Raw genomic sequence first — 12,052 nt, 5'->3', positions numbered from 1 at the left:
GCTTAAGACTTAGTAGCCAGGCTTTGTTGAAACTGGGTTATGGTTAAAAGAGCTAGCTCAATCTTTTTTACCAGCGGAGCAAGAGCTGCTTTGGTTTGCTCCTCGTCCATGTCTTTCATCGCTTGCCAGTCTAAAGCAATTTCTTCAACGTAAGGAACAAAGCGTTTTGCCGAGGTAGAGAAGCCACTATCAGCTGCAAATACAGCTGAAAACTTGCCTTTCTGGTCTCGCTGAAGTTCATCTAGTGCTTTGTCAGCATCTACGGCTTTTCGATAAAGCGTTTGCATGGTCTCTTGAAGTTGTTGATGTACATTGTGCATTTCTTGCATGAGAACGCCTTAAAGTTGTGACCACATAGAGTGTGATTTAAAAATTGGTTAAAGTTTCTGCGCATATGGCCGATAACCTTTGAGGTGGGCAATTTTGCCCATTTTTTTACTTTGCTACAAGCAACAAAGGAAAACGGTATGGAACTACAAGGTGCAAATGCCTCTGCAGCGTCCGGTGCTTCGCTTGAGTTGGCCTCTCTTAAGTTGGCAAAAAGCCAGCAAGAGCAAGAGGGTCAAGCGTCGCTTCAGTTGCTAGAATCAGCTTCTGACGTACCAAAAGCATCTTCTGCAAACCCTGCGTTGGGCGCCAACATCGATACCTTCGCATAGGTTAGGGATGCAAGTGTAAGTCGATAGGCGTTTTGCCGGGTTGTCCCCCAATTTCTCTCACGAGTTTGGGCACTAAGAATCCCGGCAGACGCTTTATCGCTTCTTTCATTATCGCTCTGCCATCATCGTCACTGACAAAAAAGTGACTTGCTCCCTGTACCTTGTCTAATACATGTAGGTAGTAAGGCAGCACGCCAGCTGCAAAAAGCCTCTCACTGAGTGCGCAAATAGCATCCGCACTGTCATTGATGCCTTTCAACAACACTGATTGATTGAGTAAGGTAACTCCTTTTCTTCTTAGCCTATTAAGTGCTTCTTCAAGCTCAAATGATATTTCTTTTTCGTGATTCGCATGAAGCACCAATACCGTTTGCAAGGGTAAGGCGGTAAACCAGTCTTCAAATTCCTGACACAAACGGTTAGGCAATACCACCGGTAGCCGAGTGTGAATACGAAGGCGCTTTACATGGTCAATCGCCGCTATTTCAGAGGCTAGCCACGCTAAATGTTCGTCTTTAGCCATTAATGGATCGCCTCCGGAAAATATAACTTCGTTAATTGAGGAGTCGCTGGCTATATAAGATAAAGCATCTTTCCATTGTGATTTATTGACCGCGTTTTCTGCATAGGGAAAGTGACGTCTAAAACAATATCGACAATTCACAGCGCAACCGGTACGAACCATCAGTAAAACCCTTGAGTCGTATTTATGCAGCAGCCCTTTCCCTGCGGTGTCGTGTTCATCAAGAGGATCTTCACTGTAATCCGGCGACGTTAAAAACTCGTCGCTTAAGGGCATAACTTGCAAAAGCAGAGGGTCGTTAGGGTCTCCTTTTTCCATTAATTCAACAAAATGTTGAGGAACTCGCATGGGAAACAAACGTCTGGCTTTGGCGTGCTGGTGGTATTTTTCTGCATCTAAATTCAAGTGATGAATAAGCTTTAATGGGTCGGTAAAGCTGTTCGATAGATCTTTTTGCCAGTTATGCTCTACAGAAATCGCTTTTTTAGGTATTATTTGTTCCACGAAACTTTTTGTACCTTATGTTTGGACAGAGGAATTATGGCTAATTACAGCACTAACGAGTTCAAAGGCGGCCTGAAAATCATGCTGGATGGCGAACCTTGCAACATTTTAGAAAACGAATATGTAAAGCCTGGTAAAGGGCAAGCGTTCAACCGCGTAAAAATTCGTAAGCTTATTTCAGGTAAAGTTTTAGAAAAAACGTTCCGCTCTGGTGAATCAGTAGAGGGCGCAGACGTTATGGACACCGAGCTTGCCTACCTTTACACCGACGGTGAATTCTACCACTTTATGAACAACGATACATTCGAACAAATCGCGGCTGACGAAAAAGCGGTAGGTGAAAATGTAAAATGGTTAGTGGAAAACGACGTTTGCACTATCACCTTGTGGAACGGTGCGCCAATTACAGTAACTCCGCCTAACTTCGTAGAGTTGGAAATTACTGAAACCGACCCTGGCTTAAAAGGCGATACAGCAGGTACTGGCGGAAAGCCAGCCACACTGAGTACCGGAGCAGTAGTTCGCGTGCCTTTGTTCGTACAAACTGGTGAAGTTATCCGCGTAGATACGCGTTCTGGTGAGTATGTATCTCGAGTCCAAAAATAACTCGACAATTTGTTCGCTTATTTTTTGCGAAAAAATGGGTAAAACCGGTACGTGAATGTACCGGTTTTTATTTATCGCTTTCAATAACGCGCTAAAAACAGCTTTCATTTCTTCATAACAGCGTCGGCCTAAATATGCAGCCATGGCAACCCACCACCACCCATAGCACGAGAGTGGCTAGAGCAAATTTGCTCAGCACTATTCGAGATTTCTTTGACTGTAAACACGTACTAGAAGTTGAAACTCCCATTTTATCGGTAGGCACAGTGACCGATGAGCATTTAGAGGCTTTTGAAACCCAGTTTCTGTTTGGTTCACAGGGAAAACCTCAGTCGTTATATTTACAAACGTCTCCCGAATATGCGATGAAACGACTGTTATGCGCACAAAGCGGTGCCATATACCAAATAGGCAAGGCATTCCGACATGAAGATGCCGGTCGTTGGCACAATCCAGAATTCACAATGCTGGAATGGTACCAGCCTGGGTACGATCACTTAGCGCTAATGCAAGAAGTTGACGAACTTTTGCAAGCGGTTTTAGGAACAGAAAAAGGCGAGTGGTTAACCTACCAGCAGGCTTTTATACAGCATTTGGCGTTAGATCCGCTTACGTGCTCAAACGAAGAACTGAATCACAAAATGCAAGAATGTCGCATCGACATTGACGATGTTGAAACCCTATCCATCGACAGTAAGCTACAACTTTTGTTTTCCTATTGCATCGAGCCTAAAATTGGCAATAAGACCCCATGTTTTATTTATCATTTCCCCGCTTCTCAAGCTGCACTGGCAAAACTAAGCCGTGAGGATAGTCGCGTAGCCGAGCGCTTCGAGGTGTATTTCAAAGGAATTGAATTAGCCAATGGGTTCCATGAACTCAGCGAGCCTGAAGAACAGCGAAGCAGGTTTGAGCAAGATAATAAAAAGCGCGCTTGTGCTGGCCTACCGACAAAGCCTATCGATGAGAACTTTTTAGCTGCACTAGACTCAGGCTTACCTCAGTGTTCTGGTGTAGCCATGGGCATAGACCGACTTTTAATGCTTAAAATTGATGCCAAGCATATTCAAGACGTTATCAACTTCCCCGTAAGCCGAGCCTAATAAGCCCAAGTTAATCTGCCCAAGTTAGCAAGCCCAAGTTAGCACTCCCATCTTGATAAATCAGTTGCGCTAGCGTGGCTCCTAAAAACGTAAACCCTTCCGCACATATCTCGGCATATCTTAGCAGATGAAAATAAAGTAATACTTCGCCATGGTTGACTTTGAACTCTGCATGCTTAAAAATGTTATAACATCACATTATAAGCAAACCTACATTTCAGAGGAAATTCATGAGAATGCGCTCGTTGTTAAGTATGACAATTGCTGGGCTTTTAAGTGCCCCAGTGTTAGCAACTACAGTAACCGGAAAGGTAACGGATGTTTCTGGTAAGCCCGTAGAAGGAGCTGAGGTGAAGATTGAGGGCACACGTCATGTGGCATTCACTGATGAAAACGGCGTTTATCGGTTTAATGACGTACAAAAACCTCATATTCATTTGCATGTTTATTCCAGTAATTACATTCACGGCGACAACGACCTTGGCGACGTATCCAACGATCAGAATGTCGACTTTGTGTTGCAGCCTGCATCGGTTGAAAACATTGTGGTAACTGCTACAGCGCTGCAGTCTTCAGTTTTAGAATCAGTAACACCAGTAACGGTAATTAGTGCAGATAAGCTTCGTAAAATTGAAGCGCCAACGTTAGGTGAAACCTTAAAAAACACTCCGGGAGTTCACAGTACGTATTTTGGACCGGTATCAAGTAGCCCTATTATTCGTGGTAACGATGGTCCTCGCGTAAAAATTGTGCAAAACGGCTTAGACGTATCGGATGTATCTCGTGTTGGTCCAGACCATAACGTAGCAACTACGATGGCAAGTGCAACACAAGTAGAAGTACTTCGCGGTCCGGCTACGCTCCAATACGGTAGTGGTGCCATTGGTGGGGTGGTGAACGTTGTTGATAAACGTATTCCACAATATCAAGTTGATGGTGTGGAAGGTGAAGCTGAAATGAGTTACAGCACCGTTAACGAGGGTAAATACACTCGAGGTGATATTACCGGCGGGCAAGGCAACTTTGTATGGCATCTAGACGGCTTTCTTCGCGATACCGACAATGCAGACATACCTGGCTTTGCATCAGTAGAGCCTGATGAAGATGAAGAACGTGGCGAACTAGAAAGCAGTGCCATGGAAACCACGAACATAGTTGCAGGTTTGTCATACGTTGCTGAAGAAGGCTATTTTGGTTTCGCTGTTGAACAACTAGATAACGAGTATGGCGTGCCTGGGCATAGTCACGGCCACGGCGATGAACATGACGAAGGTGCTCATGTTGACGAGCATGATGAAGAGCACGACGAAGAGCACATGGCCGAAGAAGGTGTGTTGCTTGATGTTGATATGACCCGTTATCAAGCAGCAGGTGAGTGGCACTCGCCTGTTGAGGGTATCTCAAATTTAAAATTTGCTGCAGCGTACACCGATTATGAACATGCTGAAATTGAAGATGGCGAACAGGGTACCGTGTTCACCAATGAGTCCACTGATATTCGTCTGTCGGCCTATCACGAAGAAGTCGCAGGATGGCATGGTGTATTCGGCATGCAATATACCAAAAGTGATTACAACGCCGTGGGTGAAGAGGCATTTACGCCGGCAAATGTGACTGACAGCTTTTCACTCTACCTGATAGAGCAGAAAAAAGTAGGTAATGTTACTTTTGAAATAGGCGGACGTCTTGAGTCGACCACCATTGATGTGGCCAATAGTGAGGTAGAGTTGGAAGTACTTCATGAAGAGCACGATGATCATATGGGCGAAGAAGAGCACGACGAAGAACACGAAGCCCATGGGGTAGCATTTTCATTCCCCGAGTATGACTTTTCCGCAGTGTCACTGTCTGCAGGGGCTAATTGGGAATATACCGATGGCCAATCGGTGGCGGTAACCTTATCTCGCAGTGAGCGAGCGCCAAGTCAACAAGAGCTGTTCTCCGCGGGTCAGCATTTAGCTACAGAGAGCTATGAGGTAGGCTTGGTGTTTGATATGGACGAAGAGGGCCATATTGATGAGAACTTAAGGGGTGTTTCTGAAGAAGTTAGTACTAACCTTGATGTGACATTCCGCAAGTTTACTGGTGATTGGGGCTACAGTGTTTCATTGTTTTACAACCAGGCCGACAATTACATTTTTCAAACCAACACGGGTTTAATTGCACTTGCAGGGCATGAGGACCACGGTGAAGAAGAGCACGAAGAAGAAATACACGAAGAGGAAGGTCACGACGAGCACGAGGGTGAACATGAGGAAGGCCACGAGTCGCACAGCGACGAAGGATTGCCTGTTTATTACTTCCAGCAAGCCGATGCGGATATTTGGGGTGTAGAAGCGCAAGCGTACTTCGATTTAAATGACGAATTTCGTGTAACGGTATTTACCGACTACATTCGTGCAGAAATTGAAGACGATAACCTACCGCGTACACCTCCTATGAGAATTGGTGGAGAGTTAAGCTACGTGAGCGGCGGCTTAAGTGCCGATGCCGGTTTCACATGGGTAGACGACCAAAACGATACAGCATCTTTTGAAACATCAACGGAAGGCTACACATTGCTTAACGCGAGCGTTCAATATGAGTTTGCAGGTGATGGCGTAGATTGGGTTGTGTTTGCAAGAGGCGACAACTTAACTGACGAAGAAGCACGTGTTCATACATCCTTCCTTAAGGATCAGGCACCACTTCCGGGTAGAAACCTAACCTTCGGCGTAAGGGCTGTTTTCTAAATAGCGTATTAACCGACAGCAGAAAAACAAGGCGATACCAGCGATGGTTATCGCCTTTTTTCTTTAATGTGGCGTAATCTGCAAAGCTCTTAAAAGTAATGCTCTTCACTGCTGAAGTTCTAACCGCTGCGGGCTTATTAATGGGTTTTAATCAATTTGGCGCAGTAAATACCGCTGTGAAATTGTAGACTACTTCTATGGTCCAAGCTTTGTTTTATAGGAGATAGCTTGAATTACCCGAATGCGCCGTCAGTCAGTGACATTGTTGAATATTTGAATAAACTTGATGAGTCACACATTGTGCTTGGATACGGAAGTTTACTAAGCCGAGATAGCAGAGAGCGTTATTCACAGATAAATACTTTGGGTATTCCAGTAATGGTAAGCGGTTTTGAGCGCGCGTGGGTAACTAGAAGTATTCAAGAGCAGCAAACCTATGTGGGTGCGATAAAAAACAGCAGCAAAAAGCTCAATGCCCAACTAATACCCACCCAATTAAACCCAGCATTACAAGAAAGAGAAAAAGACTATCGCTTTACCCAAGTGTCAGCAGACCAAATTACATTTGACCTAGCTACACACTCGCAAGGTAACCTAAAAACAGGCGCCCAGCTTGACGAATTGTATGAGGTGCTTAGTGCCTATCATTTATGGGTATGCGAAACACTTGAGTGCAGCCCAGCTACCGAGGCGTTTCCAGTAAGCCAAACCTATATTGATACTTGTCTAGCTGGCTGCATTGAACACGCGGGTGAAAAAGCGGCGCGAGATTTTGTTGTTCACACCTCAATGTGGGATCACCCTAGAATTAATGACAGAGCATTGCCAAAATATCCAAGAGCTGCCAAGGTTAGCGCTGATATGCATGAAAAAATAGACGCAGTGCTAGCCGCAACGCTTAGTCAGTAGTTGTAGTTCGTAAAGTAAATAGTCCCAATACGCTTTTTAATGTAGTAAGTTCTGAGCGTAGTAAGTTATGAGTGCAGTAAGTTTGATAAAGCGAAGTGTGAACAGCGTGAAAACTAGCTAAATGGCGTTCCAACAATATGAATATTAATTTTCATGGCTTGCGTGTACGGTTGCGGCCTTTGAGTTATCAAGATCAAGAATGGGTGTTGGCGCTACAACAAGATCCCCTGTGGGTGAAGTTTATTGGCAGTCGCGGCGTGAATACGCGGGAAGATGCCTGTGACTACATTGCCCGCACCAACGCGCAGCGCGAAGAGTGGGGATATGGGCTATTAGCCATTGAGGATATAAAGACTGATTTACCACTGGGAGTATGCGGGCTGTTTAATCGCTTCGCTTTTACGTGTCCAGATTTGGGGTTTGCATTACTGCCAGAGGCACGCGGGCGAGGTATTTGCCAAGAAGCTTGCGAGCTGGTTATTCAGTGGGCAAGAAGCCAAGGTTACAGCTTTCTCACAGGAATGACCCATCCAGATAACACTCGCTCTCAAGCACTGTTGACTAAACTAGGGTACGAAAAACAGGGATGGTATTTCGACAAGTCATACCCCGTTCAAGCGCTCTATTGGCTGTCGCTTTAACGCAAATGCGCTCTCATGGCATCAAATTAAACATTTTCACATCGCCTTCAGCATAAATTTCACACGCATTATCAACGTTATATCTGTAGCGATACTTTTCACATCGACTAAGTGCGAGCTGGTTCGCTTCATTTTGAGACGGTTTATTCACCACATAAGAGTATGCGTAGGTACCATTGGCACCTAAGGCCAGCGCAAACGCTTTCTTGTATTTGAAATCAAAATATTTATTAAAGACTTGGTTAATCTTAGCGACTCTGTTTTCATCAGAGTTTTCTTGTTCTGTTGCTATACCGAGTATCTCATCTTTAAACGGAGTGGTATTTAGGAACTGTGCAGCGTCTTTGCTACTTTTGCGCTTAAAACTATTGTATAAATTGCGGTGGAACGCTACTTCTTCGTCTTTGTCTAAATTGATGCTAGTTAAATTAGCCAGTACAAAATTTGGCTTTAGATAACTTAAACCTTGCAAGTAGTCAATTTTATAGCGATTAGCATCAATATTACTTTGCGATGATATCCATACTAATGCATCAGAGGCTCGGTCTTCTGGCCATGCCCGCATTATATCTTTAAGTATTTCCACTTTATTTGCCGCTTCCGCTAAAAAATAATCAGCAGCGATTTCCGGTGAATTACGCATCCAACTGTAAAAAACAGTTCTACTTAATTCTTTGCGTTCTGCGTTATCTTCAATTTGATTTAAGCGTTCAAGCACATCAGTGGGTGAGGTTTTTGCCCAATTAATCATTACCGAATGCAGTATCGACATATCATCCAAGCGTCTAAGTTCATTAAATAGATTTAGATATTCTTCACTTGTTTCCAACTCATAGCCCATCAAATTAAAACTATTCTCAAGGTCGGCCCCCTTTTCTTTAAATTGGGCGAGGGTGTCAATTAATAGCGTTAAGTCTTCTTTCGCCAGCACATTGAGCAAAGCGGAGTGAGCGTTTAAATCGATGTCTTCAGGTGCAAGATTAAGCATTTGATTTAAATATTCAAATCCGAGATCAGGTCTTTTTTCAGCAACTTGTGCCTTTATCAATGGTAAGTACATTGGAAAGTCTGGCATGGGGTTGAAACGTTGTGCAAATGCTAGTGCTTGGCCGGGGTCTTTCTCAATTATTTGGGCAGTAATATACCTAATTAGCTGACTTCGTTGTGACTCACTGCTGTTTTCGAATAACGGGGCTAACGCTAAAAGCTCTTCGATAGTTAACCTCTCTAAGAATGCAACTAGCCTTAGAATTGACGTTGCCTCCCTTGGATTTTCTTCTATCTTTGTTAACAACTCGCCCACCTCTACTACAATATCTTCCATTGACCTAGGGGAACTCTCAGATGACTTTGACGGCGAGTTGTCTGCGATATTGTTGTCGACATAACTTGTCATCGCTTTGTTAGATGACGACTTTTGGTTGTTTGACGTGCTCTTTACATTAACGCCCTCATTTGTGTCTGGCGTTACTTCTTGCCCTGTAATATGCCCAATATTACTTTCGATACTACGCCCAACGGTAAAAGCTATCGCGGATGTGACAATAATGATAACTATCCAGTAACCTGCTTTCATGAGACCTCTCTCAGATAATTTATATATTGGAGAGGCATATTGAATCGACATCATTGAATAGACAGCCCTCCCTAGCTTCTTATATCAGTCCACATAAATAGTTACCTATTCAGTAATTGTCTATGTGGAATGAAATTAAGCTTAACAGGTGATGCTTCAAGACGAAACACGTAATTGAAAGGTGCTGACATAGCGCTGCTGTATAGCAGAGCGTAAATTTTCTAGCTGGGTTCTTTTCGCTATTAAAGCTCAATGCCTGCTAGGTTCATCGTTTTTCCTGGGGCCCCTTTTAATAACGTTTCTTTAAATTCATTGGGTACGGGTTTCTTTTCAAGTGTAAGTGAATCGACCATCACATAGACAATTTCAGCCGATGCGACAGCGTGTTTAGTTTGCCAATTCAGCATGTTAATTTGCATCGTAAAAGACGTATTGCCAACCTTGCTAACATGCACCGATAAGCACAAAATATCGTCGAATCTCGCTGAGTTTTGCCATGATATATTGAGATTGACGACCTGATTATCTAAGCCTTGGTTTGTTAATGCTTGATACCCACCTATTAACGCTCGCATAAACTCAGTTGCGGCTAAATCTGCGTAGTCAGCGTATCTCGCATTAAATACAACGTTTTGAGGGTCGCATTCGGCGTATCGAACTCTTAGCAGTAATTCAAATGCATTAGGTTTAACGTTAGTCATTCATGTTTATCCTTTTCATTCGGCACAGTGTGTCTACGCCCTTCATTTTCTTCAGCTTGCCCATCAAGACGCCACTGGTCACCTATAACAGGGTCTTCCGATTTAGGTTCTACTTCCCAGGAATATGCCTTAACTGTCGGTTTTGGATCGAGCGAATGCCATAAACAGGCACAAAGAACACCAGCCAAAGCACCGAATAAATGGTATTCGAACGAAATCTCCTCTTGGCGAGGAAATATGCTCATCGTCATTCCACCGTACATGAAAAAAGCAACCATCATAAGCACGACTGAACGATGATACCAGTCCGCATAGATAATTACCCCCTCAGAAGGCGCTGGCAAGCTTCCTAGCAAAGCGTGGGAATGCAGGAATGGCTCTTCCCTTTCAAATTCCCGGAATGAAGCTAGGGAGCTTGCCAGACCTTCCCGAAGGGCGAGTTTAAAATGTCCGTACTCTTTGTTGTGTCACCTTGATGTAGAACCACTATACCTGCGGTAACACGCCGCGATTACGAACATTTTAAGTCTCGCTGAGTGGATAAGTATCTATGCGGAGTGGTATTTTCTCTGCGGAATATACTCACCACGAATAAATAAAAAAACACACCATGAGTTAAACCACTGGCGCCAATATGATAGCTTTCGCGCCCAAAAAACCATACACCAATACCAGATAGTAACCACACTGCTGTTAACACACGCCAACGTGTTTTCGGATAACCGTAGATGAGAAATGAGCCAAGTACTAACATAGGCAGCGTATTGTTGAAAATGTGCTCTAATGAGCCGTGAATGAGAGGCGCTGTTATGACTCCAATCAAGCCATGCAGGGCTAAAGGATAAACCCCAAGCCAACTCAGGTCGACGTTAAAGTTGAGTTCAAAAGCTTTAAAGCACCAAATGAAACCAACGGCAAATGCGGTGATTAATATGCTATTTTTGAGTGACGTAGTATTCATTAATTAGATTTATGGGCAATTAATAGAATAACAACTTTCCTGTAGGCTTAATGGCAGCAATGAGCACTTGTCAGAAAAAACTAGCCGATTACCTTTAACATTTCATAAACAAAAGTTAAAAATTATTGTCTCAAAATCAGCGGTTTAGCGCTTAAAGCGAAAGGTCGTGATCGCGTACAATTAAAGCCTAATTCGTGAGGGCTAAGACATGACTAAACAGAAAAACGATACGAGTAAAGAAACGGCAAAAGTTGTTGCGACAATGATGGTACCCATGGTCACGCTAGGCTTGGTGTGTCTATCGATTGGCGTGTATCTAATGAATACCGTCTTTACGGGAATTTAACGGAACTTTGATAACTAACGCTTCACACGCCACCAGCCTTGGGAAGTTGCATAACCAAGGCGGTGGTGTAGGTATTTTTAAGGTTACCGCAAACCGGCATTATTCGCGGTTAAAATAATGCGGTTAGAGCAGCGCGTTTAATGCAAAAAAAGTGCGCCTAAAGCGGCGGTAGCACGGTCACTTTTTTGATAACAATGGGCTCAATAGGCACGTTGTTGGCGTTTAAGCGAATTGAGTACTCTGTTTCCACTTCAGACATAGCATCGACGATATCCGAACCTTCTACAATTAAGCCAAAAACCGCATAGCCCCAATCTCTTCCCGGGTTTAGGCTTTCATTGTCATTAACGTTAAAAAAGAACTGCCTATTTGCTGTATGCGGTCCATTTTGACGAGCCATGGCGATGGTATGTAAATCGTTAGTAAGTCCATTACCCGATTCATTGAAGATATCAGGAAAATTCGATTTGCCATTAAAGTCAGTGGTATATCCTCCCCCTTGCACAACAAACCCAGGAACAATGCGATGAAAGATGGTGTCGTTATACGCCCGTTTATCTACATAGCGTAAAAAGTTATTCACAGTAATGGGAGCTCTTCTTCTATCTAACTCCACCACAATATCACCCATGGTAGTTTCTATTTTCACCCGCGGGTAATAGTTGTCTGGCTGTATTTGTGAACCATCGTCTTTTTTAGCTGTGGCAATGGGGCTAGTACCAAGAAAAACACAGGCTAAAAGAAGGCTGGAGAAGATTTTTTTCACAGTCTCTCGCATAAGAAATCCTTAA

General features: G+C 43.7%; 14 protein-coding genes. 7 read left to right on the top strand and 7 right to left on the bottom strand.

Translation table 11 applies throughout. The features are described from left to right. Positions 1-2: 2 nt before the first annotated feature. Positions 3-320, bottom strand: a complete 318-nt coding sequence (locus GTW09_RS10205) for a hypothetical protein (RefSeq protein WP_071981127.1) — start codon at positions 318-320, stop codon at positions 3-5. 147 nt (positions 321-467) lie between these two features. Here GTW09_RS10205 and GTW09_RS10200 point away from each other — a divergent pair, with 147 nt between their 5' ends. Further along, positions 468-659: a hypothetical protein gene (locus GTW09_RS10200; protein WP_071978615.1), complete on the top strand. Its 192-nt coding sequence runs from the start codon at positions 468-470 to the stop codon at positions 657-659. A gap of 1 nt (position 660) precedes the next feature. On the opposite strand, the gene epmB is transcribed toward GTW09_RS10200, so the two are convergent. Next, positions 661-1,686, bottom strand: coding sequence for an EF-P beta-lysylation protein EpmB (gene epmB / locus GTW09_RS10195; RefSeq protein ID WP_163111792.1), 1,026 nt, complete (start codon positions 1,684-1,686; stop codon positions 661-663). A gap of 36 nt (positions 1,687-1,722) precedes the next feature. Here epmB and efp point away from each other — a divergent pair, with 36 nt between their 5' ends. The 5 genes from efp (at position 1,723) to GTW09_RS10170 (ending at position 7,677) form a co-directional block, all read left to right on the top strand. Then, positions 1,723-2,292, top strand: a complete 570-nt coding sequence (efp, locus tag GTW09_RS10190; protein ID WP_071978617.1) for an elongation factor P — start codon at positions 1,723-1,725, stop codon at positions 2,290-2,292. Between the two features lie 134 nt (positions 2,293-2,426). Continuing rightward, positions 2,427-3,395, top strand: coding sequence for an elongation factor P--(R)-beta-lysine ligase (gene epmA / locus GTW09_RS10185; protein ID WP_163111791.1), 969 nt, complete (start codon positions 2,427-2,429; stop codon positions 3,393-3,395). Positions 3,396-3,625: 230 nt separating this feature from the next. Then, a complete protein-coding gene (locus GTW09_RS10180) occupies positions 3,626-6,127 on the top strand; it encodes a TonB-dependent receptor (RefSeq protein WP_163111790.1) in 2,502 nt (833 codons plus the stop codon). Between the two features lie 228 nt (positions 6,128-6,355). Continuing rightward, positions 6,356-7,036 (top strand): gamma-glutamylcyclotransferase, encoded by a 681-nt coding sequence (locus GTW09_RS10175; RefSeq protein ID WP_163111789.1) that lies wholly within the window; start codon positions 6,356-6,358, stop codon positions 7,034-7,036. A 137-nt stretch (positions 7,037-7,173) separates the two neighbouring features. Further along, a complete protein-coding gene (locus GTW09_RS10170) occupies positions 7,174-7,677 on the top strand; it encodes a GNAT family N-acetyltransferase (protein WP_163111788.1) in 504 nt (167 codons plus the stop codon). A gap of 13 nt (positions 7,678-7,690) precedes the next feature. On the opposite strand, the gene GTW09_RS10165 is transcribed toward GTW09_RS10170, so the two are convergent. The 4 genes from GTW09_RS10165 to GTW09_RS10150 all read right to left on the bottom strand — a co-directional run bounded on the left by GTW09_RS10165 (position 7,691) and on the right by GTW09_RS10150 (position 10,915). After that, positions 7,691-9,253 (bottom strand): hypothetical protein, encoded by a 1,563-nt coding sequence (locus GTW09_RS10165; protein WP_163111787.1) that lies wholly within the window; start codon positions 9,251-9,253, stop codon positions 7,691-7,693. 242 nt (positions 9,254-9,495) lie between these two features. Further along, positions 9,496-9,954 (bottom strand): acyl-CoA thioesterase, encoded by a 459-nt coding sequence (locus GTW09_RS10160; RefSeq protein WP_163111786.1) that lies wholly within the window; start codon positions 9,952-9,954, stop codon positions 9,496-9,498. Continuing rightward, entirely contained in the window at positions 9,951-10,298 is a 348-nt protein-coding gene (locus GTW09_RS10155; RefSeq protein ID WP_239059341.1) for a rhomboid family protein, read from the bottom strand. Before GTW09_RS10155 ends, GTW09_RS10160 begins: the two co-directional genes overlap by 4 nt. Positions 10,299-10,465: 167 nt before the next feature. Further along, positions 10,466-10,915 (bottom strand): rhomboid family intramembrane serine protease, encoded by a 450-nt coding sequence (locus tag GTW09_RS10150; RefSeq protein WP_163111785.1) that lies wholly within the window; start codon positions 10,913-10,915, stop codon positions 10,466-10,468. 208 nt (positions 10,916-11,123) lie between these two features. Between GTW09_RS10150 and GTW09_RS10145 the strand changes: the two genes are divergently transcribed. Beyond that, positions 11,124-11,261, top strand: coding sequence for a hypothetical protein (locus GTW09_RS10145; RefSeq protein ID WP_156844025.1), 138 nt, complete (start codon positions 11,124-11,126; stop codon positions 11,259-11,261). Positions 11,262-11,418: 157 nt separating this feature from the next. Here the strand turns inward: GTW09_RS10145 and GTW09_RS10140 are convergent, their stop codons facing one another. Continuing rightward, the gene (locus GTW09_RS10140; protein ID WP_071978625.1) at positions 11,419-12,039 is read right to left on the bottom strand and encodes a peptidylprolyl isomerase; all 621 of its coding nucleotides are present in this window, start codon (positions 12,037-12,039) and stop codon (positions 11,419-11,421) included. Positions 12,040-12,052: the final 13 nt, after the last annotated feature.

It is taken from the genome of Alteromonas hispanica (genome assembly GCF_010500915.1).
Classification (GTDB): domain Bacteria; phylum Pseudomonadota; class Gammaproteobacteria; order Enterobacterales; family Alteromonadaceae; genus Alteromonas; species Alteromonas hispanica.
The sequence above is the reverse complement of the archived record's forward strand: the minus strand, read 5'-3'. Positions and strand labels throughout refer to the sequence as shown.

Excerpts from the sequence above, each read along its gene's own strand:
- GTW09_RS10200 (WP_071978615.1), top strand. The coding sequence starts at position 468 with ATGGAACTACAAGGTGCAAATGCCTCTGCAGCGTCCGGTGCTTCGCTT.
- GTW09_RS10150 (WP_163111785.1), bottom strand. The coding sequence starts at position 10,915 with ATGAATACTACGTCACTCAAAAATAGCATATTAATCACCGCATTTGCC.
- efp (WP_071978617.1), top strand. The coding sequence starts at position 1,723 with ATGGCTAATTACAGCACTAACGAGTTCAAAGGCGGCCTGAAAATCATG.
- GTW09_RS10140 (WP_071978625.1), bottom strand. The coding sequence starts at position 12,039 with ATGCGAGAGACTGTGAAAAAAATCTTCTCCAGCCTTCTTTTAGCCTGT.
- GTW09_RS10170 (WP_163111788.1), top strand. The coding sequence starts at position 7,174 with ATGAATATTAATTTTCATGGCTTGCGTGTACGGTTGCGGCCTTTGAGT.
- GTW09_RS10160 (WP_163111786.1), bottom strand. The coding sequence starts at position 9,954 with ATGACTAACGTTAAACCTAATGCATTTGAATTACTGCTAAGAGTTCGA.
- GTW09_RS10205 (WP_071981127.1), bottom strand. The coding sequence starts at position 320 with ATGCACAATGTACATCAACAACTTCAAGAGACCATGCAAACGCTTTAT.
- epmA (WP_163111791.1), top strand. The coding sequence starts at position 2,427 with ATGCAGCCATGGCAACCCACCACCACCCATAGCACGAGAGTGGCTAGA.
- GTW09_RS10165 (WP_163111787.1), bottom strand. The coding sequence starts at position 9,253 with ATGAAAGCAGGTTACTGGATAGTTATCATTATTGTCACATCCGCGATA.
- GTW09_RS10145 (WP_156844025.1), top strand. The coding sequence starts at position 11,124 with ATGACTAAACAGAAAAACGATACGAGTAAAGAAACGGCAAAAGTTGTT.
- GTW09_RS10180 (WP_163111790.1), top strand. The coding sequence starts at position 3,626 with ATGAGAATGCGCTCGTTGTTAAGTATGACAATTGCTGGGCTTTTAAGT.